The organism is Marinagarivorans cellulosilyticus (assembly GCF_021655555.1).
Classification (GTDB): domain Bacteria; phylum Pseudomonadota; class Gammaproteobacteria; order Pseudomonadales; family Cellvibrionaceae; genus Marinagarivorans; species Marinagarivorans cellulosilyticus.
Genome location: NZ_AP023086.1, coordinates 2621578 through 2643736 on the forward strand (window position 1 = coordinate 2621578; position 22159 = coordinate 2643736).

General features: G+C 45.3%; 15 protein-coding genes. 9 read left to right on the top strand and 6 right to left on the bottom strand.

Annotated features, from left to right (window positions below):
- Positions 1–81 precede the first annotated feature (81 nt).
- Complete coding sequence (gene lgt, locus MARGE09_RS10605) at positions 82–993, top strand: prolipoprotein diacylglyceryl transferase (RefSeq protein ID WP_236987304.1); 912 nt, start codon at positions 82–84, stop codon at positions 991–993.
- 155 nt (positions 994–1148) lie between these two features.
- Positions 1149–2765 carry a hypothetical protein gene (locus MARGE09_RS10610; protein WP_236987305.1) on the top strand — a complete coding sequence of 539 codons (1617 nt, stop codon included), beginning with the start codon at positions 1149–1151 and terminating at the stop codon, positions 2763–2765.
- A 121-nt stretch (positions 2766–2886) separates the two neighbouring features.
- On the opposite strand, the gene MARGE09_RS10615 is transcribed toward MARGE09_RS10610, so the two are convergent.
- The 3 genes from MARGE09_RS10615 to MARGE09_RS10625 all read right to left on the bottom strand — a co-directional run bounded on the left by MARGE09_RS10615 (position 2887) and on the right by MARGE09_RS10625 (position 7066).
- Complete coding sequence (locus tag MARGE09_RS10615) at positions 2887–3486, bottom strand: hypothetical protein (protein ID WP_236987306.1); 600 nt, start codon at positions 3484–3486, stop codon at positions 2887–2889.
- Between the two features lie 851 nt (positions 3487–4337).
- Positions 4338–5747, bottom strand: a complete 1410-nt coding sequence (locus MARGE09_RS10620) for a type VI secretion system contractile sheath domain-containing protein (RefSeq protein WP_236987307.1) — start codon at positions 5745–5747, stop codon at positions 4338–4340.
- A gap of 218 nt (positions 5748–5965) precedes the next feature.
- On the bottom strand, positions 5966–7066 hold the full coding sequence (locus tag MARGE09_RS10625; protein WP_236987308.1) for a diguanylate cyclase: 1101 nt from the start codon (positions 7064–7066) through the stop codon (positions 5966–5968).
- A gap of 491 nt (positions 7067–7557) precedes the next feature.
- On the opposite strand from MARGE09_RS10625, the gene MARGE09_RS10630 reads away from it, so the two are divergent.
- Genes MARGE09_RS10630 through MARGE09_RS10645 form a run of 4 tightly spaced genes read left to right on the top strand, consistent with a single transcriptional unit; the run spans position 7558 to position 18149 of the window.
- Positions 7558–9141, top strand: a complete 1584-nt coding sequence (locus MARGE09_RS10630; RefSeq protein WP_236987309.1) for a ShlB/FhaC/HecB family hemolysin secretion/activation protein — start codon at positions 7558–7560, stop codon at positions 9139–9141.
- Positions 9107–15604: a two-partner secretion domain-containing protein gene (locus MARGE09_RS10635; RefSeq protein ID WP_236987310.1), complete on the top strand. Its 6498-nt coding sequence runs from the start codon at positions 9107–9109 to the stop codon at positions 15602–15604. Before MARGE09_RS10630 ends, MARGE09_RS10635 begins: the two co-directional genes overlap by 35 nt.
- 2 nt (positions 15605–15606) lie before the next feature.
- Positions 15607–16173 carry a YfiR family protein gene (locus MARGE09_RS10640; RefSeq protein ID WP_236987311.1) on the top strand — a complete coding sequence of 189 codons (567 nt, stop codon included), beginning with the start codon at positions 15607–15609 and terminating at the stop codon, positions 16171–16173.
- Positions 16173–18149 (top strand): ATP-binding protein, encoded by a 1977-nt coding sequence (locus MARGE09_RS10645; protein ID WP_236987312.1) that lies wholly within the window; start codon positions 16173–16175, stop codon positions 18147–18149. Before MARGE09_RS10640 ends, MARGE09_RS10645 begins: the two co-directional genes overlap by 1 nt.
- Before the next feature lie 232 nt (positions 18150–18381).
- Here the strand turns inward: MARGE09_RS10645 and MARGE09_RS10650 are convergent, their stop codons facing one another.
- Together MARGE09_RS10650 and MARGE09_RS10655 are read right to left on the bottom strand one after the other, a co-directional pair.
- Complete coding sequence (locus MARGE09_RS10650; protein WP_236987313.1) at positions 18382–18756, bottom strand: VOC family protein; 375 nt, start codon at positions 18754–18756, stop codon at positions 18382–18384.
- A gap of 70 nt (positions 18757–18826) precedes the next feature.
- On the bottom strand, positions 18827–19456 hold the full coding sequence (locus MARGE09_RS10655) for an HAD-IA family hydrolase (protein WP_236987314.1): 630 nt from the start codon (positions 19454–19456) through the stop codon (positions 18827–18829).
- A 418-nt stretch (positions 19457–19874) separates the two neighbouring features.
- On the opposite strand from MARGE09_RS10655, the gene MARGE09_RS10660 reads away from it, so the two are divergent.
- Both MARGE09_RS10660 and MARGE09_RS21750 read left to right on the top strand, forming a co-directional pair.
- Complete coding sequence (locus MARGE09_RS10660) at positions 19875–20318, top strand: reverse transcriptase domain-containing protein (protein WP_236987315.1); 444 nt, start codon at positions 19875–19877, stop codon at positions 20316–20318.
- Positions 20319–20327: 9 nt separating this feature from the next.
- Positions 20328–20396, top strand: coding sequence for a group II intron maturase-specific domain-containing protein (locus MARGE09_RS21750; RefSeq protein WP_420828100.1), 69 nt, complete (start codon positions 20328–20330; stop codon positions 20394–20396).
- Between the two features lie 567 nt (positions 20397–20963).
- On the opposite strand, the gene MARGE09_RS10665 is transcribed toward MARGE09_RS21750, so the two are convergent.
- Positions 20964–21380 (bottom strand): GFA family protein, encoded by a 417-nt coding sequence (locus MARGE09_RS10665; protein ID WP_236987316.1) that lies wholly within the window; start codon positions 21378–21380, stop codon positions 20964–20966.
- 143 nt (positions 21381–21523) lie between these two features.
- Here MARGE09_RS10665 and MARGE09_RS10670 point away from each other — a divergent pair, with 143 nt between their 5' ends.
- A complete protein-coding gene (locus MARGE09_RS10670) occupies positions 21524–22105 on the top strand; it encodes a TetR/AcrR family transcriptional regulator (RefSeq protein ID WP_236987317.1) in 582 nt (193 codons plus the stop codon).
- The last annotated feature ends 54 nt before the right edge of the window (positions 22106–22159 follow it).

Below are 22159 nucleotides of genomic sequence, written 5' to 3' on the forward strand. Positions count from 1 at the left end.
GTAATTTTTATGTCTTGGCAGCTTGTAGTGGTGATAGCCTCACTACTGGCACCCCTGATTTAACTGGCTTGTGAGTCTTGTATGTTTGAATCCCCCTTTATGGATGCTGTGATTTTCACAGTTCCAGGTACACCACTTTCAATAAATTGGTACGGCCTTACCTTCGCCGCGACATTCCTCTTTGGTATTTGGTACGCAAATCGTCGCAGCGATCGCGCACCTGCTTGGGGCATAACACGAGAAATGAATAGTGACTTACTGCTTTACATGATTGTGGGTGTCATTGTTGGTGCAAGGCTGGGCTATGTATTGTTTTATGGTTTAGATCAACTATTGCCCTTTCGTGAAACGCTGAACGCAGCGGGGGATGTCATAAGCTCTAGAACAGTTGATTTCCTCTTTATTTTTAAGATCCATGAAGGCGGTTTGTCTTTCCATGGCGGCTTTCTAGGGGTTTGCGTGGCTTATATCTTGTTTGCGCGCAAGCATAGAGTTAACCCTTTTACCATTGCCGATTGGGTTGTGCCGATAATACCGATGGGGATTGTCTTTGTGCGCATGGGTAATACCATTAATGGTGAATTGTGGGGGCGCGTTACTGAATCGCCTTTGGGGGTGTATTTTATGGCATTACCGGAAAACGCAATGGGCGCTGTGGTGGCTCGGCATCCTTCAACGATTTACGAAATGGTACTAGAAGGCGTCGTGATGTTTATTGTGATGCAATGGTTTATCCGCAAGCCACGACCGCGCATGGCAGCTTCTGGCTTGTTTGTTATGGGGTATGGTTTTTTCCGCACAGCTGTAGAGTTCTTTCGCCAACCGGATGCGCAGTTAGGGGTTAATGGTTTTTTGTACGGTACCGATTGGATAACCAGAGGCATGACATTGTCAGTGCCCATGATTTTTGCGGGGGCAGCAATGCTGGTTATTGCTTATCACAGGAATGTTTATGATCACGCTCGCCAACCAAGTTCACGGGCAGCAACTTAGAGCGCCTTTTTGTACAAGCTGCAGGTACCGTTGATGATATTGGTGTTGGCTTTATGAATTAAAATGTAATCTCAGACATTATTCGGTGTTTTTCTTTTCTGTTTGTTTATGGTTTTCCTCTCGATATTTTAGTTTACATAACGATGAGGAAGGCTATGAACCCCAAAATAAACCCAAAAGCGACTTATTCTTTACTGCTGATATGCGCAAGTACTTTATTTTTACACGCGTGCAGCAGCGACGATAAGAACGCTAATTCTACATTTGACGAAGCGCCAGCTTCTATCAATTTCCTTCATGAACCGGATAATATCTACACCGAAGACTTCCCCTTGTGGCGCTTTGTGGTTGATGGCGATGGCTATAATTTGGCCAATATATCGGCGATAGATATTGAATTTCCGCATGCCATGGTTTTGCAAAAAGGCACAAGTTTTGGTGTTATTGATGCGGGGCAAGAAGACTTACCTTATGCGCGCCATATTGCCGCAGGCATTTTGCATGCCCACGACTTTACTCATATTGAAGATAGGGTATGGAGTGTTGAAGCGGACGAAAGTGTCTATTTAAATCGCGCTACATTTGATGGCTCAGGTTTTTCTTTAGATGCGAGTTATCGGCGGCAAGGCGCGGTGTTTACCGAAATCGCTTACGGTAGCAATGCTAACCAAGTGTGGCTCTACAATGAAGCGGATCATACGCTTGGCGCGTTAATGCCTAATAGCGAAGTCGATGCCGAGCATTGGCGCTTTTATGTCCTAGACGATGACATTGATATTGTTGATTTAACCGTTGAGGGTAGTCATTTAATGGTGACCTACCACTATCAAGGAAGCCTGCGGGTTAATGTTTTTGACGCTGCTGGTGATGGCTTGCAGGTTATCGAAAGCTGGGAAATTGTCGGTTACCCCAATAAAGTTGCCACGGATGCCAGTTTTCTTCCTGATGGGCGAATGCTTGTGTCTTTTGAGGGGCTTGAGGAAAACTTATACCTTGTTGCAAAGCATGAACCAGAGCCAAGTGTTTCGCCCTTGGCGCCCGTAGGGGAATTAACGCTTGATCATTTTTTGGATTTTAATACTGCAATCACACAACCCTCGGGCTTTGCTCCTAGGTCTGATGGTTCTTGGTTTGTATTAACCGATCAGCGCGAGGTTTTTATTGTAAAATCAGACTTTAGTGTTATTGAGCATCAAGGTCATGTTAGCTTTGATGGCATTGCATGTATTCAAGGTTGTACTGAAGGCATTGCTACCGTAGACGATAACCATTTTCTTGTGATTACCGATTCAGCGACCGTGGGTTATTTTAGTGTGCAGGCGCAAGGGTATCAGCGCGAGTCGCAATTCGCGCTTGAGATTAGCGTGGGTGATCGTTTTTCTGGCATTGCATTTGATCCCATTCGGCAGTTTATTTATGTCATTAATGATGACGACAACGAAAATACTCAAGATGCACTATACACTTTCGATTACAGCGATGGCTTTAGCCTTGTGAGTCGTGTGTTCGTGAATGGTGGTGCAGCTAATGTTTCCCCTTATGACGCACAAGGTATTAGTTTTGAAAATGATCAACTTTTTATTGTGTCAGAAGCATTTACGCAAGTGCTGGTTTTAAATCTGCAGGGCGAGGTTGAATACACGCTGGGTTTTAATCGGGAAGATGTTGAAGAGGCCAGTGATATTGCTATTTATAATGGCCGAGTTTATATCCCTAGCGATAACGAAGATGGTGAACCCGCGCCAAGCGTTGGTGTTTACTTTTTTCCTTAACATTTTAAGGTTATTAACATTGTAGTGATGGAGGAGTGCATCCGTGCATGCCATACGTTCCGGGGTTGGCTTAATAACTGAGTGTGCATGGATCCTTTAATGTTAGGAATACTAATGGGTTTTAAAAGGTGACGGTTCCCCCAACAGAAAACATATACATGTAGTTTCCGCCGGTGGGTTTAAAATCGATGACTTCGTATTCGGATCTTACCGCAACAGACCCAAGCTGAAATTTAGCACCTATACCATAAGTGCTACTGTAATCAGAATGAAAAAGGTTACCTTCGGAGTTTTCTACGTCTGAATCGTTAAAGCTGGATCCGTATTTAGCGAAAAATCCCATCTTCCCTAGGTTAATCCCCAATAGACCATAAAAATTGATAGCGGAGACATCTTGACGGTATCGCGTGGTGGTGGCGTATTCTTGATAGGCGTTAGCGGCGATAACAACATCGCCTTCGCCACCTTCTTCGTAGTATTGGCTGGCATAGCTGTCAACAATGCCAAACTCACGGTAGTCAACTTCAATGCCAATATCAATTTTATCGGTAAGCCCATAGAAATAGCCGGCTAAAAATTTGAAGCCAGTGGTATATTCATCAATATAAACGTAATCATCATAAATACCCACCTCGTCATCAGAGGTGTCGATATTTGACTGTAGAATACTCCCTCCCACATATATCCCGTCACGCTCCGCCGCTAAGCAATTATTTGTCATGACAGCAATCGCTATCAGGATACATCTCGAAAATAAACTCATTAGAAAATAACCTTGGTTTCTTTGCCGCTTTATATTTTTAGTGACCGCACTATAGAAGTTTTACAGGCAGAAAAATGTTAACGGCGTATACATACTCTATGAGAGTTCCAAAGCTGATTAGTATTGTGTGTTTTTTGCTACATACCGCACATGAATATTTTAGATGCTTCACATATCGCATGATTATTTTGCTTGCTTAAATACTAAATAAGACATTCATGCATATTGTAGTAGTGAGGAAATAAAAAATAGAGCGCGATAGTTTTCGAGTATTGTAATTAATCTTATTTAGCAGGGGTTTAGCGGTGTCATTCATTAATATTGCAGTATTTATTTAAATATTAGATTTTAGCTTTGTCGCAAAAAGTGATTTTGTGGCGTAACGTTTATTTTTGTTTTTTAAATGTAAGTGCTTTTGGGGTTAATGTCGCCAAATGGGCATCTCTAAAAATGCACTTTTTCCGCGATAGCGGCGTCAGCTCCGTCCTCGAGTCCTCATTTACACCATGTAAACTGCGGCTCTCCGGGCGGCGCTTCCTTGCTCTCACACAAAAATTACTATTTTTAGAGGTGCCCAAATGCTTATTTTTCGGCTTCAATTCAGTATTTTTTTCAAAAATTAGATTCTGGTAAAAATGGCAGCAAATTAGGTGCAAAATAGCGGTGGGTAAAAGAGCTATGTTTTTTTGAAAAAGAAGGTCAGCAGTGGTTGACGATTTGTAGGGTTGCAGGAAGGGGATAACGGTTGCTGTTGTATAGCATATAAGAATGTAACAGCTGGCGCTGTTACATTCTTGGGCGTTTACTTTTTAGGGGTGGTTTTGGAAACTCACCCAGCGCTGAATTAAAACGCTATCACTATTTTTAACAGACTGTACGACGCTAAGGCCTGCGTGTTCTAGTTTTTCTATTGCACTGGCTGGCAGGTAAGCGCCAGTCGTAGGTATCAATAATTCATCGCCATCGTCATCATAAGTGACATGAAAAGGAAGGCTGTCGATACTGTTATTCTTATTAACTAGGCTCATAAGCGTTAAATAAGCACTATTACCCCACAAGTAAAAAGATGCTTTATTGCTGGTGCTGGGCAATTCTTCAAAGCGCAGGCTTTCAATAGGTTTTGTTTTAGCGCCATAGGGCAGGCGGACCATAAACGGCGGGGTGCAGGCAAATAGATTTTGTGCGCCAGCGGTACTGCGCGCTTGCAGCCAAGCATCGCTTTGAGCGGTGGCTGCTTGGTTATCTAATAATGCGTTTGCACTGGTATAGCCTGCGGTGTCAAGGCTGGCGCCAGTCAGTAAGCGTACGTTGGCCGCTTGAGCAAAGCGGGCAAAAAACTGCAGCAATTGTGCGTCGTTTGGTGTTGCGTTAATGTCGAGCAATATTGCATCGTAGGGCGCATTGCCTGCAATGGCTTTGTCCGCAATGACATTGCGGTATAACTCGGATGCCTCAACATTGGCGGCGTGCTCCAAAGCGTCTTTTTTGATGGCCTCTAGGTTGGCATCAATAAGGTGCAGGTGGCAGGCGCGATCGGTGTCGAGTTTGCGATTAATAAAGTCGAGGCAGCGCCAGCTGGCTTCTAATTGTTTGAATTCACTGGCGTGCATAATGCTGCGCAGCAGGTCAGTGGCTGCGGCCTCTACGGCACCAACGTATTGTTCGGCTCGCGGGTCTAGTTGTGCCTCTATATGGGGGGCAATAGTTTGGCGAATTAAAGCCTCGACAGAAAACTCGGCATTGCTTTGTTGTGTTGCACTGCTCAGAACAGAATCTAATAGGTTTTCTGGGGGTATACCGCGCACTTGCGCCGCAGTTTGTGTTTGCTCAATTAACCCTTTTGCTTGTAGTTGGTCCACGGCGTCTTGGAAGTGTGCTTTAGATTGCAGCTTTTGGATTAATTCGCGATATTGGCTAAAAGCTGCAACGTTTTGATACAGGTGATCGGGGTTAAGATCGTCTATATCGTCAAAGCTAATGGTGTTGTCGCAAATGGGGAGTTTAAGTTGCACATTCAAGCGCTCAAAGACTTCGTCGAAATTGTCTTTGGTAACGCGGTGATGTTTGCGCTTTAACAGCGAAGTCGCCCCATCGCTGCAAGCTAGGCCGCTGAAGTTGCCGATTATAGCGATCTTCCATGCGCCGCTGCCTTTGGGGGCAAGTGCAGTTGCATTGGTTTGAGGGTGAGTGATATTGGATTGCACATTGAGCTCTGGCAAGGGGCACCTTTTTGAAGTTGTTGGCTGGCTAGGGCGCGTCCTTGTGGCTGCAGTCCCCGTGTAGGGGGCATGTTACGCAATCGTGTTGATAAAAACTATCCGTCACATGGAGCGTGAAGCTGTTCAGCGGTACGGTAGGCGTTGAGCTATGTACAGGCTAGTCAGCTTACTTGCGGGCAAGATGGCCGCAAGTAGGCTTTTTAGTAGCGAATAAAGTGCTATTGGTTAATCGGGGCGATGCGAAAATGATCGCGACCGTGTTCTTTGACTTGGTAAAGGGCGTTGTCGGCACGTTTCATTAAGGATTCGGCTGTTTCGTCACCGTCACTTAAGGCAGCGCCAATGCTGACAGAGGGCGTACATTGCTTACCGTTTTCGAGGGTGATCACTTGCTTGATGGTATTGCGTAAGCGCGTAAGGTGGCCTTCAAGGCCGTCGATAGAATCGACATCCACTAAAATAACCGTAAATTCGTCGCCACCCAGGCGGGCAACAGTATCGACTTCACGTACAGACGTTACTAATCGCTGGGCAACTTTTTTAAGTAAAGCATCGCCTGCGGGGTGTCCTAGGGTGTCGTTAATGCGTTTAAAATGGTCTAGGTCCAAGTAAATCAATGAAATAAAAGTGCAGTTGCGCCGACTATTGCGCAGTGCTTGATCTAGCCGTTCATCGAACAGACGGCGGTTGGCCACACCCGTTAGGTCATCTTGAAATGCGAGCAATTCTAAATAATCGCGGTCTTCTTGGAGCTCTCGAACCAAGCGATTGAGTGTTGATGTCATTTCGCTTTCAACATCGGCTTGATCACAAATATCAAGGTTCTTTTCGCGTATTACCCGCCTTGCAATATCGGCCAAGTGTTGCAGCTGTTTTTGAATAGACTGGGTGTCTTCGACCGGTGTTGTGCGCGGGTTGGTGTCCAATAGTGATGAGGGCACATAAATGCCGCCCTCAATGACTTGTTGAATCGCAAAAACAATATCTTCAGGGGCTAGGCTTTTAGGCACAAAGCCACTGGCACCGCTGCCGAGCGCGCTCAAAATAACTTGGGGTTCATCGCGGCCCGATACCATGGCAACGGGCAAGGCGGGGTCGCATTTTTTAAGTTTTTGCAGGATGTCTAAACCGTGGTCGGCACCAAGGTTGTAATCCAGCAAAACTAGGTCGATGTCTTGATCTTGCGCTTGGTAGTCCAGTGCTTCTTGGCCGGTGGCGGCATGTAAAACGGTGCTACAGCTTAGTTGCGCCATCAGCAGCATTTCTAAACCTTGCCGAAAAAGCCCGTGGTCATCAACAATGAGTACTTTAATGCTCAACGGTTTGTGGTCTCATGTATTCTGTTTCTGGTGAATTCCTACCCATTAAGAATGGCTGATGCTTTGCCTATTGGCAACCGCTGTCGGCGCTGTGCTGACGGGAGGTTCGCGAAGTGTATACTGTAACATTCTTTGTGTGTTCTTAACCTATTAAAAGTGTTGGCGCAGTTGCCTAAAGCAAGGTGGCTTCGCTGTTTTCTGGGGCTAAACTATCATTAATAAGCGCAAATCTATTTTATTAAATATTTATTAACGCAAGTACTGTAACTTAATTTTGGCACTATTTAAGTTTACGCCTAAAACGTAGAAATCCTGTCAAAAGTTAGGCGTATTAGCGTTTGTATTTTTAGTGTGCAATGAGTGAATTGACTGCAGGCAGGTTGTTTCGCCTTAGAGCAAGGTAACTGTTGAACTTATCGAGTGTATTTACCGTTGTTTTTAGGTTTTTGGTGCTCAAAAAATACAATAATCACTTTATGCTAAGAACGAGGATGAAACGGATTTATAACCATATTCTTTTAACCATTTTATGGGCTACGCTGTGCCTGCCCGTTTGGGCGCAAGCGATAAACCCAATGTCCGACGATGCGCGCCTTAAGGTTAATACCTTTACCTTGGTTGAATTGGACAGTGAGACATCGGCAAAATTGCCACGCGAGTCTTTGCTAAAACAGCTAACGTTAGAACGTGCGCGCTTTGGTGAAATGATGACTGTGGATGAGCTTCATCAGGTGGCCGATGCTTTGACTGCGTACGTTCGCTCTAAAGGTTATGTTTTTCATTCAGTCTTTTTACCGCCCCAAAAAATTGAGGATGGTTTTGTCGCCTTAAACTTACAAAAAGGCACGCTTAGCTCTGTTCATGTCATTAATAACACCACGCTACCCGATGCTCGTTTTAGTCGGGTTTTTAAAGACCTTGTGGGTGATATTCTATATGCCCCAGCAATAGAAGACCGAGTGCAAGCGTTAAAGATGCAAGGTGGCTTTGAGGTCTTTGCGTTTTATTCGCGTGGCGTTAAAGCCGGAGAAGCCCGTTTAAATTTAAAAGTTGAGAAGTCGCGACAGCGCTCTTTTTCGCTTAAGAGCGATAACTATGGCAGCGAAAGCAGCGGCCAGCAGCGTTTAATCGCTCAATATTCTGAATTTCAATTAACCGGTCACCATGACCGTTTATCGCTGGCGGTATTGCGCTCTGTGGACGATGTTGCGAATACTTACGGTAGCTTATCGTACAGCTTACCGTTTGCAGGCTTGCAGTATGCTTGGGATATAAGCGCTAGTAATAATCAATTTGAAGTCGGTGCGCGTTTTGCCTCGTTGGGTTTAGAGGGCGATGCCACAACCGTGCGTACCGGCATTACTAAACACTTCGGCTTTCATGCTAAGCATCGCTCGCGCATGCGTTTAGGGCTGTATAGCAAACACAATAGTTTAGATGCAGACGATGATAGTGGCGTGCAAGAAGAGCTAAGCCAAGGCTTGTCGTTACAGTGGTTTAAAGATAAGCAGTGGCAAAAAAGCAGTGCGTTAATGAATTGGGTTGTGGGCCTAAGCCACGGTAAATATAGCGTAGAAGCTGCCGCTGATGGCCAATTTAATAAATTGAATATCAGCACTTTTTGGTTAAAAGGTATGGCCGGTGGTCATGCCCGCAATGTATTGCAACTCAATTTACGCGGGCAGGCGAGTGATGCTGGTTTGCCAAGCGTGGAGGGTGTTTCTTTAACCGGCGCCGACGGTGTGCGCGGATACGAAGCTGGAGGCTTTAATGCCGATAACGCGGTGCTGGCATCGTTAGAGTGGCGCTTTCCGTCGTTGCTGTATTTTTCTGCCGAGCAGCGTTGGCGGTTGGAGCCATTTGTGATGGGGGACTGGGCAACAGGCGATAAAGAAGGTTTAGGTGATGGCCTGGAAACACAAGCCACTTATGCCAGTGCTGGCGTGGGTATGCGTTTAGACTGGGGTCGTCATCTTACGGCCCAAGTGACTGCGTCTAGCGCCCTAAAAGGGGAGTTAAACGGTACAGAGGTAGAGGGCGATGGGCAAGTTTTGTTCGAAATCCGCTGGTATTAAGCTTCGCCGCCGGCTTTATTTGGCGGTATTGGCTGCTTCATCGGGTAGTGCTTTTGCATTGCCACAGGGGGGGCAGGTGAGCGCCGGCGATGCAAGCATCGAAAATGCTGGCGACACAATGAATATTCATCAGGATTCGCAGCGTGTAGTGCTAGATTTTGATAGCTATAACGTGGCGGCCGGTGAAACCGTTAATTACCAGCAACCTAACAGTGACTCGGTGGCGCTAAACCGAGTGCTAGGCTCTGAGTTATCTGAAATACACGGCTCTATTAACGCCAATGGCCACGTTTATTTAATTAACCCCAACGGCGTTTTATTTGGTGAAGGCGCGCAGGTGAATGTTACCGGCCTTGTTGCTACAACGCTGGATATCGACAACCAAGACTTTATGCAGCAGCGCGAGCACTTTAGTGGTGAGCAAGCGGGCTCGGTGGATAATCAGGGCAATATTAACGCGCGTGATCGCGTGGTCTTAATGGCGCCCGAGGTACTTAATAGTGGTGATATTCAAGTCCCAGCTGGCGAAATTATGCTACGAAGTGGCAACAGTGTGTTGCTGCACACAGCAGGAAGTGAAATCCCTATTCTGGTTGAAGACCCACAGCTTGACGGGCATGTTTCGAACGTTGGCTCCCTTAGTGCCAACCGCGTTGCTTTAGTATTGGATGGCCAACAAGGCCGCGATGTTTACGATAGCGCCATTAATAATCATGGTTTAGTGCGTGCGGTCAGTGTGGCCGGTGAAGGTGGCAGCATAGAATTGCTTGCGGGCAGTAGCGATGTTGTGAATACCGGGCGCTTAGATGCTAGCGCTACCGACGGTCAAGGGGGCGCGGTAAATATCGAGGCGCATCGCTATGCGCAAACCGGTGAGCTTAATGCCAGCGGCGCCAATATCGGTGATGGCGGCGCTGTTAATATTCATGCGGCCGATACCATTGTGTTTCATGCAGATAGTGAATCCCGCGTTGATGGCGGCGCCGAAGGCAACGGCGGCGAAATGATCGCGTACGCAGATAACGCCACTTGGTATCGCGAGGGTAGTCAAATTTCGGCACGCGGTGGCGATGTGCTTGGCGATGGCGGTTTTGTAGAGGTTTCTGGCCGCAATGTGGTTGCTGTAGAAAGCCCTGTTGATATTGGCGCAACCAACGGCAAAGGCGGCTTATGGTACATCGACCCTACCGATATTACCGTTACAGATGCCACGGGTAATACCAATGGCGCTTTTACTATGGGGGGGGATGGGTATATTTTTAACTTAACCCTACCTGCGCAAGCAACGTCCATTGCTAACCGTATGGCTTTGCAAAACACCTTGGTTAATTTTGGCAGTGTCTATTTGGATACCGCCTCTGATGCTGCCGGTACAGGCGATATTATTTTCGAAGCGACAGTGGATTTTATTGGTGCTCCGGCAGGGCGGGTAATGAGCTTGCGTGCCGACAACGATATTATCTTTCGCGATGGCGCTGGCTTTACCCATACCAATAATGGCAATTGGAGCCTTAATCTTGATATGAATGCCGGCGACTCAATCACTTTTGAAAGTGGTTCTGTTGTGGCTTTTCGCAATGGCAGTGTTAATGCCACGGCAGTAAACGACTTTTCATTATTAGGCGATGCTTCTATCTCTGGTGACGGCGCTATTAATATAAATGCCGGCCACGATATAGTAATGGGCGCCGATAGCCAGCTAAATGCAGGTGCTTTTCCGGTTAATTTAACCGGTGGTAACCATGTAACTGTTGCCGATATTGTCAGCCTGAATACGACCGAAAACGCGATAAGTATTACTGCGACAGCGGGGGAAATTTTAGACGATACGAATGCGGCCAATGGTTTGCATGCAAACAGCGGCGGCATCTTTTTACAGGCGGTTAACGGCATTGATAGCATAGCCTTAGAAACGACCCAGCTCGGAGTTCGCAATAGTTCAGGTGATGTCGCTTTGAGCACTAGCGGTGACCTTTCGTTAAACCGGTTGGGTTTGGGCGCTAACATGACCATGTCTATTTCGGCGGGTGGTAGCCTTACTTATGTTGGGGATGCCGGCAACGATTTTGATGGTGCAACGGCTTCTACGCTGAACCTTACATCGGGTACCGAAATGGTCATTAATGGCCGCATAGTTGATGAAACGGGATCTTCTGATCACGAGCTGGATATTAATCTTGTGGCCGGTACCGATTTATCGATGTTGGACGGCTCGATTTTAAGTTCTGGCTTTGGGGTGTTCGATGTTCAAGCGTTGAATGGCGATGCAACAGTTACTGGCCTGAATACGCAGGCGATGGTTAATAACGCCATTACGGTATCTGCACTTAATGGCCAAATTCTTGATGGCGGTGATACCCGCACCGATTTATACGCACCTGATGGCGGCTTCTTTTTGCGCTCGATGGGGGATATCGTTGGACTAGAATCAGAAACCAATACTTTTGATGCGATTTCTACCGCAGGAAATATAGAATTAAGTGACGTAGCAAGTTTTGCCGCTGAGCGATTAGAGGCGGGCGGGGCTGTAACCATTAATGCCACGAATGGTTTTGCCATTCGTAATTCTGCCATTGTGAATGCAACCGATTTGACGGTAAATGCTAGCCAATTAATTCGTTTGCCAAATACTGAGCTGCGCGTTACGGGCACAATGACGCTAAATGGTAGTGATATTCGACAGCAAGACGGTTTGCGGGAAGTGGACCTTGCCGCGAATACATTAGTGCTTAATAGTGATTTTGAAGGTGGTGATGCGACGATTAATGCAGATGCGCAATTTTTAGAATTGCGTAATACCGGCGCAGATACGGTAACGGTTATTAATAGCTCAGACCTATCACTTACGCAATATGAGGCAACAACTGGGTCATCTGTTATTCAAACGGCAAGCGGTTTTGATTTAACTGTAGCCAATGCCATTAATTTAGAAGGGAATGCGGCAGCTCTAACGTTAAATGCAGGGAATGATCTTTTTATTAATGCTGATATCGCTGATGTTACTGGTGCTGTTGATAACAGCACGCAGTTATCGTTATTGGCGGATGGCAATATTTTGCAGTCGGCATTAACGACCAGTAATGCCGGTGCGGGTAATATGGCATTAAATGCTGGCGATAATATTAATTTAGCGAGCGTTATCGGCGCAGCGGTTGATATTACCGCTGCAGGCGATATTACTGATGCTAATACCGCGGCGCTGAATATAACAGCGCCTAGCATTAACCTTGTTGCTGGCGGCAATGTGGGCACCAATACCGATGCAATAGAGAACAGCAGCAGTGCATTAACGCTGACAGCTGGCAATGCATTTATTCATAACGATGGCGCTTTGGCTTTAACCATTGCAGCTGTCGATAATATTAATGTGACATTGGCAGCCGGCGATTTAACCTTATTAGATTCGCTGCCAACAATTACTGGCAGTAGCACATTTAATGTAGTGGCCGGCGACCTGATTATTCCCGATGCAGGCTGGACAACATCCGGCAACTTAATGTTAACGGCGCAAGACCTTGTTGATAGTGATCGTGCGGTAGCGATTGATGCGGATCAAGCGGACATTACTTTGACCGCAATGGCTGATGATTTAACAATTAGTAGTGGCTTTAATCAGCTGAATTTAGATGCCCAAGCATCGACTAATAGACTGACGCTAACGAATAGCAGGGCCTTAACCCTAAATGGAGTAAGCACCAACGGCGCAGCCAATATAAGTACAGTTGCCGCTAACTTAACTGTAGCGCCAACAACGTTAGATATAGCTGGGGATTTAGCGCTAAGCACTATAGGTAGTGGTGATGTCATTATTGGTGATGCTGGCTTTTCTCATGCAAGCACCTTCAACCTTACGGCTGATAACCTACGCGATACCGATAACGACATTACCCTGGCTGCACCGAATGCCAATATAATTTTGCGCGATGGCGCTGCCGATAAAATTTGGAATACGAGCTTTAATAGCTTAGGAACCAATGTTGCCGGCGCCGGTGGTTTAGCTATTAATAATAGTAATGCCTTGGTTTTAAATACTTTAACCACAGGTGGAGCAGCTAGTGTCGCTACAGCGGCGGGTGATTTAACGCTAGTGGTCAACCCTGCGGTAGCGGGTGATTTACAGCTGGTGGCTAACGAAAATTTAGTGATTCCTACGGCGGGGTTAAATCATAGTGATAATTTAACTTTGCAAGCAGCGCAAATTTTGGATGATGACAATACTGTTAGCATTACAGCCAACAACTTGAGTATTAGCCAAGATTCTGCCGCAGCCGATGCGATACTCAATATCGATGCCGATACATTAAGCTTCGCTTCTTCAGGCCTTAACCCAGTTGTAATTAATGCGCAAAATAATATCTTAGTTAGTGATCTCGCGGTGGCTGGCGATGCGACTTTAACATCGGCTGGAGATATAACCTTAGGGCAGAATGTTACTGTACCTGGCTTGCTGGATGTACAAACCACCGGCACCGGCTTGTTGCAAATTGCAGATACCGGTTTGAATGTTGAAGGCGATGTACGCTTGGATGTGGCCTCATTACAAGATGGCGATCAAGATATTATATTGTCTGCAAATTCTGCGGATATTACCCTTCGTAACCAGTTGCAGGCACTTACGTTAAATTCAGACTTATCGCAATTACGCTATTCGCAAACAACCGGCAGTGCTCTTGTGTTACAACAAAGCGGGGACTTAACGGTTAACCGCTTAGATACCGGTGGTAATGTCGATATTGTTGCAGATAGCTCTATAACGTTTAATCAAAGTAACCCGGTTTTAACTGGCGATTTATTGCTGCAGGTGGCCGATACGCTAACGGTTTCGAATGCTGGCCTTAACCTTGTTGCCAATTTAACGCTTGATGCTAATACAGTTGCTAACGCGGCAGGTGTGGGCATTACGCGATGGCAGGCTGATACTATTAATTTTAATGCTAATAATATTCAAAGTAATGCCCTTATCTTAGCGGCTAACGACGTGAATATTACCTACGGTGGCATTAATGCGTTAAGCGTAAATTTGCCGAGTGCAACGGCTATTTCGGCGCTAACATCAGCGGCTGATACCTCTTTAATTGGCGCGTCAGATTTACAGTTTTTAACAACGGCTACCTCGGTAAATGGTTTACTTGATGTGCAAGCCTTAGGCAGTATTGAATTATTAGAAGCGGGTTTAAATGTTGCCAATGTTTCAATGGAGGCTAACAATTTAACCTCTACCGGAGGCGGCGTAATACGTTTGATTGGTGATAGTGCTGCACTAACATTAGGTGGTGAACAGGCTTTAGCTTTAGAAACCCAACTGGCGACTTTGGCGCTGGATTATGCGGCCGAAAATGCCTTGTCAATAAACAATACGGGCGATTTGTGGCTTACTGATTGGCAAGCCGCTAATGCAACGAATACTGCTTTAGCAGCTACTGGTGTTTTGCGAATTCCTGAAAGCGGTTTAGCGGCTAATTCACGTTTAAGTGTGTCGGCATCAGATTTTACCGATAGCGATAGGACATTAAATTTTTCGGCACCAGAACTTCTGGTGAATTTAAGTAATGCCCAGGGCGAAAATACGTGGCAGCTTGATGGCGGAATTGTTGATGCACAAATAAACGGTGCTGCAAGTTTACAGATATTCAGCAATGGCGCTTTAGGGGTGCAAGATTTAAACGGCGATGCACAGGCAATACATATTGCCGATGGTAATTTTAGCCTTTACGTGAATGATGGCGATTTAAGCGTAGATGGCAATATCACAGCCAGTGATATTGCCAACGATGGCTTGCGCAACGGTATTATTGATTTAGTCGCAGATAACGGCAACATATTAGTCGGCCAATCGGATAACGCGGCAATCACTTCGCGCTATAACATTAATGGGTTGGGTAGCACCAATAGACGAGACAGCGGTGCTGAAGATGGCATTAGCTTGCGTCTAACCGATAATACCGCAAACGAGCGACAAATTGTTTTAGGCAATGGCAGTACTGCAGTGGCTTTACAAGCAGTGGGTAGTGACATTGCACTTAATGCTTGGCCGGTTGATACTTCCGAGGATGCGGTTCGTCATGTAGTGCAGGCACAGGGTGTGCAAATAGAGGCCTATAATAACCCGACTGATAGTCAGACGGGGCAGGTGCTTGTGAACGGTGTGGTTGTAGCCGCACAACCTTGGCAGCAAATAAGGGAGGGGAGAACTTTAACAATAACGACGGATAAACCGGCTAAACTTTACGATATAGACGATGTATTGGCCGAAATGCCCGATGCTGACGATAGCGTGATAGTTGAAGAGGAGATTCAAGCGAGTGGCGAAAATGTGGCTCATCAATTTGATGCAGTCTTTGGCGGCAGTTGCACCGATATTGACGATGATAGTGTTAAGCGCTGCCGTATTGATACTGCATTAAAGGCTTTTTTGTCCCACTGGCTTGTGGGTGGCGAGCTACCACCCACATCTGAGATGTAGTTATGTTGCTTAGTCGATATCTTATTCATTTATGTGTAACCCTTATTTTATCTTTTGGGGTTTCTACCGCTTGGGCGGCGCCTAAAAGCGAAGCCGAGAAACAAGTTCGCGCTCAGTTTGTGTATAACTTCGCCAATTTTGTTGAATGGCCAGATGACGCATTTATTAAACCCAACTCGCCGATTAAAGTGTGTTTATTTGGCCGTGTTTTTTTTGCACCCTATTTATATTCATTTAATGGCTCGTTAATTGGCAATCGCGCTCTAGAGGTTTCCAAGGCAGATAATATGGACGATATTCGAGCGGGGTGCCATATTCTGTATGTTGGCGAAGACGAACGCGTTCGTTTGCCGACCTTCTGGGGGCAGATACGCTACATTTATGTATTGAGTATTGGTGAGCGGCAAGGTTTTGCTGATAAAGGCGGAATTATTAATATTTTGCGAACACAAGACCGTGTTCAGTTTGATGTTAATATTGAAAACGCATTAACTAATGGCTTATTTTTAGATTCCGATTTACTCGCGTTAGCGCGCTTAATTAAGCGCAATACCCAAAAGGCCGACTAATGTTAGCTTTTTTGCGCTATCAAGATTTACCGATACAGCGCAAGCTTTCTATAGTGGTTGTTATTGGGATACTTAGTGCAATTATTGTAACGGTTGCAAACTTTATTTCTTTTGATCGCGATAACGTAAAGCGAGACCTCGTAGAGGAAATGCGTGTGCTAGCGCGCATTACCGCAGCCAGAAGTGCCGTTGCTGTCGCCTTTGGCGATAAGGCCAATGCGCTTGAAAATGTATCGGCTTTGGCGTTGCGCTCTACAATTCAGCATGCTTGTATTTATACTCAAGAGCAACAGCTATTCGCCGCCTATCTGCGTAAAGATTCCCTATTTTCCGGTTGCCCAGAAGTTTTAGATTATGATTATGCCGATGGCATTTTGGCTAATCGTAGTGTCCAGCTTCTGGAGGTGGTCGAACCGATGATCCGCAAAGGGAAACCCTTGGGTTTTGTTTTAGTTGGTTCCGATTTGTCGCCTATTTCCGTGCGGACAAAAAAATGGGTGTCGATTAGTTTTTACGTCACGCTAGCGGCTTTATTTATCGCCTATTTAATTACTCGTCGCCTGTTGCGGCCCGTGGTGCAACCAATTATTGGTTTGTCTTCGGTTATGGATCAAGTGCGCAAAAGCAATGATTTAAGCTTGCGGGCGCAGGCTAAAGGGCGTGACGAAGTGGGCTTGTTAGTGAATTCATTTAATGAAATGTTGCAAATTGTCGAAAACCACAACGATGACTTAGAGGTATTGTACCGGGGCTTGGTAGAGAAAAGCGCCGAAGCGGAAGCAACCGCCGCATCCCTAGAGCTACGTAACGCGCATGTTAAAGACCAATTTGGCAGCGCCGCACACGATTTACGGCAACCACTGCAAGCAATGGCTATTTTTGTTGATACTCTATGTAACCAGGTCGATGATCCAGATCAGCTGAGTATTCTGGATAAACTAAAGCAGGCCATGCTTAATCTCAATCATTTATTTACTGAGATTCTAGACGTATCGCGTTACGAATTTGATGTGGCAAAGGCGACGAGTCAGCCCACTTCTATTAAAAACCTGCTATCGAAAGTTTATTTGGAGTTCGAGGCCTTAGCGGCGCAAAAGCATTTAAAGCTACGTTTTTATACTCCAGATTACAAAGTGCTTACCCATGGGGCTTTGTTAGAGCGCATTATTCGCAACTTACTCAGTAATGCTATTCGCTATACCGATAAGGGTGGCGTTTTATTGGGGTGTCGCCGGCGCGGCGACTTATTGGTTATTGAGGTTTGGGATACCGGGCGTGGTATTCCCGAGCACAATAAAGCCTCTATTTTTAGTAAGTATGTGCAAGTTGACGAAAAGGATCGTACCGAGCGCGGTGGCTTTGGCTTGGGCTTGGCGATTGTTAAACAATTTGTTGATAGTTTAGGTTATGAGCTAAGCGTGCAGTCGGTTGTTGGTCGAGGTACTGTGTTTCGGTTGACGGTGCCTTTAGCGCCGAATACGGTTGCCAATAAAAACTTGGCAAGGGAAATCAGCGATCAACGGGTAGAGCGCAGGCAATCGTCTTTAAAGAAAGCCACCTTTGACAGCCTGCAAGAACAAGCCCAGTCCCATATTTTATTGATCGACGATATGGATGTTGTACGCGAAGCCCTTAAAGAAACACTGGAAAACTGGGGCTATAGCGTCGACGATTTTGCGGATATTGACAGTATGCGCGCATTCTATACTGATAGCGGTAATGGCAGTGATGGTCGGAGGGGAAGTAAAATACCGTTTTTAATTATTTCCGATTACGAATTGGCAGATAATGTGACAGGCGATCAAGCGATAGCCGTTGTCCGCGACATTTTTCAGTATGAAATCCCGGCGTTTATTATCTCGGGTACGGAATCTGATGCCGCTTGGGAGCGCATTAAATCGATGGGTTTTACCTCCTTGAAAAAGCCCATAAAACCTGCCCGCCTAAGGGCGATGATAAATCACTTTGTACAGTGATTTATCATCGCGCAGCTATTAGAAAACGCTTAACTGTTCAGGTGGGTGCGAAATGATGGCCACCCCAAAGGCGAATTGATTATTTTTTGGGCATTTAAGTGTCTGGAACGCTTGTATAGTGACCAAGGACGGCTTGAGCGGCCCAGAAAATGATCAGTTTGCCGACCTATTTGAGCATGACTGAATAGTTACGAAAACGCTTGCTGCATTATCGGGTTAGGGGCCTAGTGTATTATTTTGGTTCCCATGGCGAACAAACATCAACTAAACAACCATTAGGATCTTTAATCAAAAACCTACGTTGACCATAAAACTCATTACGTGGTTCTTGCAGAATAGGGATTTCCATACCTAATGCCTTCTTATAGATAATATCAACATCTTCGACAACGAATGTTACATACATTCCATTGGGTATGTTCTGATACTCTATGGGTACTAGTGCGTGATCTCTTTGAATAATGCCATATTCAATTTCAGAATCCTCTGGAGAGCAAAGCTGTACGTACCAATCACTATCATACTTAACCTGAAAACCTAGAAGGCTCACATAAAATTCTTTACTTTTTTGTAAGTCATCGGAGCATATATTCGTCAATATTCTCATCGTTCTCTCTGCTTACAGCTAACGCCAACAGCAAGTGCGCCGGTTTTTGGCGTCGTCTTGCCTGTTATTATTAAGTGTGAATCAACTGAGGAAGCTCTTTCATTGTACAAAAGCTTACTACCGGTTCAAATTCACATTTCTCATTAAACCTATTATAAAATAGCGTTTTCATTCCCGCTCTATAACCAGCCTCGATACCTACTGGACTATCATCAATTACAATGCAATCTTCTGCGGAAAACCCCATATCTTTCGCAGCATATATATAAATACCAGGGTCTGGTTTCCATATTCCAACCTCATAGGAGCTGTAAATATTAGCCCCAAAATACTTGGTTAAACCGCAGACCCTAAGTGCTTGTTGAATTTTATGAGCAGGGCCACTTGATACTACAGCTTTTGGGTGATCTAAATTCTTTAGGGTCTCACCAATATACTGAATTGGTTTTAATTCAGTTTCAAATAGGTTGGTTACTATAGCTCTATAGCTATCAACAAAGTCTTCAGCTAATTTTAATTGGGACTCCTGCTCTAGAGTTTCAATAATTTTAGCCAACTTCCAGCCTCTAAATCTTATGCCCAGCTCATCGGCATCTAACTCAATACCGTATTCTCTAAACTTGATTACAAGTCCAATATTACAGAGTCGTTCGCTATCCACAAGAGTACCGTCACAATCAAACAAAAGACACTTTCTCATTGGGGCTCCTTGCACTTAACGCCGCGCCATACCGCAGCTTTGTAATTGGTTGATTTATGGCAGTCTTCTTCGCCATAAATTCAAGTGATGGGAAAACTGTCGGTATAAGCGCCTTAGTACGCCCAGCATGGGCGTGAACTAATGAGGTGACGCTCTCCCATATCCCTATGCTTCACTGCATTCGCGCGTCCTGCGCATCAAAGTCCTCTGTAGGAAGGCCGCCAAGGATGGGGTCTGATGATAATGCATGGCGTAGTTACCAGTGAAATCACCGTTTAATGCCGTTTATTAAACGCTAACTACTAGCGAATGGCAACTGCAAGTCCGCGAGGCCTTGTGGGGAGGGCAGATATTTGCTCTCTGCAATATCTGCATTTCCACCATCCGTGGCGGTTACCGCGTAAATCATGATCTATTAATGACATTACTCGGCCGCAAGATAAACGATAAATCACTCCTTAAACTCACCGGGACATATATACGTGCAGGTGCGATAGAAAACGGCTGCTGGCTTGAGTGTCGCGAAGGGGTTCCGCAAGGTGGCCCTCTTTCTCCGCTCTTGTCCAACGTTGTTTTAGACCTGCTCGATAAAGAGTTAGAAAAGCGTAACCATGACTTTGTTCGCTATGCGGATGATTTTATGATTATTGTTAACTCTAAACGAGCTGGCGAGCGCGTCATGGCCAGTATTACCGACTTTATTGAGCGCAAGCTTAAACTCAAAGTAAATACGACGAAAAGCCAAGTGGCGCCTATTAACCAGTGTAAATTTCTGGGATTTTCCTTTCTCGGTAAAAAGTTGGTCTGGCACAATAAAGTGCTAGACCAATTTAAATGTCGCGTCAGAGAAATCACTGGCTGATCACGAGGTATTTCGATGGAACGTAAAATCCTCGAACTAACGCGGTATCTTCGCGGTTGGATTAATTATTTTGCCTAAAGGGATTTAGGTAAGGTGCGTGAGCAGGACGCGGAAGCTTCGGTATAGCCCAAGGCTATCAGAAATGCATTGAGCTGGACCACTGGATACGCCGAAGGCTACGAATGAGTTATTGGACTAAATTGACCGGATCAATTTAGCACAGCTCTGCTGGCCGAAGGCTGAAATACAAGGAGGTATTTCATACAAAACTGGCGAAAAGTGAGGACTAAAGTTCGTAATTTATTACGTCTAGGTGTGAAAATAGACTTGGCCGTTCAATGCGGCTCCACCAATAAGGCCGCCATGGATGGTGGTCATACTGATAACGAAGGAGCGGTTTATCAGTTAAGGTTATTGGCGAAGCTCTAAAACCGAAGGTATTCATGCCGCGCTTAACAACGAATTCTTCGCCGACTTAGGGTTAATTTCGCTACGTGATCGTTGGGTAGAAATTCATTACCAGTAGGGAACCGCCCATAGCGGATCCGCATGCCGGGTGGTGTGGGGAGAGCTGGCTAGAAACCAGCTCTTACCCGATTTATATTTGCGCTCGTAAGTTTACTGCCGTCTGTTTTTGTTTGGGATTTAGCCTCCCATTCCTGGCGGTAGAGTATCAAATTTTGGTACATCGGTGGGGAAGATCGCCCATGATGGTGCTGATGATGCGTAGATTGACATTTTAGGATTGAACTTATTGTTTTTCAATGAAGTTGCTGATACAGAGTAAAAATTACCCGCAGTTACCTCAGCACACAAAGCAGAGCTACAAGTAGCGCAGAACTTATAATTTACGCCTTTACCTGAATCACCAGCCCGCGTATACGTTGAAGGCGTTCCTTTAGTAAATTTAAATTTATCTTTTGGCACCCACAGCCCAAACCATTTGTCCGACCCAGTGAGCGCTTGGCACTCCTTGCAATAGCAAAAAATAGAATTAATCGGGTCGTTATAAAAGTAAAATTCAATGTCGCCGCAGCGACAACTTCCAATATGCTTTTCCATGTAATCTCCGGTATCGATAATGTCCGACGACAATATAGTAATAAATATACATCTTTAATTTAATTGCCAAAGATGCGACTTCATCTTAGAGTGGATTTTATATATGATAAAGAACATATATAATAATAGTCAGAGATAGCCCTATGCCATATACAGAGACGCACAAAAACAAAACCCGAGAGAAAATTCTTGATAGCTCTTTCAGACTATTTGCAATAAAAGGTTTTGAGGGCGTTACAATCGATGATTTGATGAGTAATTGCGGGCTTACCAGAGGCGGATTTTATGCGCATTTCACGAGCAAAGCAGAGCTTTACCGTGAGGCACTAAAATTTAGAGCCTGCAGCACTAAACTTGCCGGCCTTAAACCAGAGGACACCACCAATAAACAGTGGTTGTCTTTGCTTCTAAATACATACCTGAGCTTGGAACATGTGAAAGGAGAGCGCTCGTTGACTTGTCCGTTAGCCTTCCTGGCCACAGATATCAACATGCAGGATAATGCAATAAAGACAGCTTATGCTGACGTTTACTATGGCATGAATACAGCAATTATGGAGTACGCAAGTAGTTATTGCGACTGCGACGAACAAGATATTTTGTCAGTTACAGCAATGATGATTGGCGCTGTCGCCATAGCTAGAACGCTTCAGAACCAAGATTCGATTGAAAGTTTACTAGCAGCTTGCAGGCGAGAAGCAGGTATAAAATTGGGTGGAATATAACATTTGCATTTCCGTTAGACGCTTTTCCTGGCCGACATTTTCACGAGAAAACAG

Excerpts from the sequence above, each read along its gene's own strand:
- MARGE09_RS10615 (WP_236987306.1), bottom strand. The coding sequence starts at position 3,486 with ATGACAAATAATTGCTTAGCGGCGGAGCGTGACGGGATATATGTGGGA.
- MARGE09_RS10650 (WP_236987313.1), bottom strand. The coding sequence starts at position 18,756 with ATGAGAATATTGACGAATATATGCTCCGATGACTTACAAAAAAGTAAA.
- lgt (WP_236987304.1), top strand. The coding sequence starts at position 82 with ATGTTTGAATCCCCCTTTATGGATGCTGTGATTTTCACAGTTCCAGGT.
- MARGE09_RS10670 (WP_236987317.1), top strand. The coding sequence starts at position 21,524 with ATGCCATATACAGAGACGCACAAAAACAAAACCCGAGAGAAAATTCTT.
- MARGE09_RS10640 (WP_236987311.1), top strand. The coding sequence starts at position 15,607 with ATGTTGCTTAGTCGATATCTTATTCATTTATGTGTAACCCTTATTTTA.
- MARGE09_RS10630 (WP_236987309.1), top strand. The coding sequence starts at position 7,558 with ATGAAACGGATTTATAACCATATTCTTTTAACCATTTTATGGGCTACG.
- MARGE09_RS10655 (WP_236987314.1), bottom strand. The coding sequence starts at position 19,456 with ATGAGAAAGTGTCTTTTGTTTGATTGTGACGGTACTCTTGTGGATAGC.
- MARGE09_RS10660 (WP_236987315.1), top strand. The coding sequence starts at position 19,875 with ATGACATTACTCGGCCGCAAGATAAACGATAAATCACTCCTTAAACTC.
- MARGE09_RS10645 (WP_236987312.1), top strand. The coding sequence starts at position 16,173 with ATGTTAGCTTTTTTGCGCTATCAAGATTTACCGATACAGCGCAAGCTT.
- MARGE09_RS10665 (WP_236987316.1), bottom strand. The coding sequence starts at position 21,380 with ATGGAAAAGCATATTGGAAGTTGTCGCTGCGGCGACATTGAATTTTAC.
- MARGE09_RS10635 (WP_236987310.1), top strand. The coding sequence starts at position 9,107 with ATGGGCAAGTTTTGTTCGAAATCCGCTGGTATTAAGCTTCGCCGCCGG.
- MARGE09_RS10610 (WP_236987305.1), top strand. The coding sequence starts at position 1,149 with ATGAACCCCAAAATAAACCCAAAAGCGACTTATTCTTTACTGCTGATA.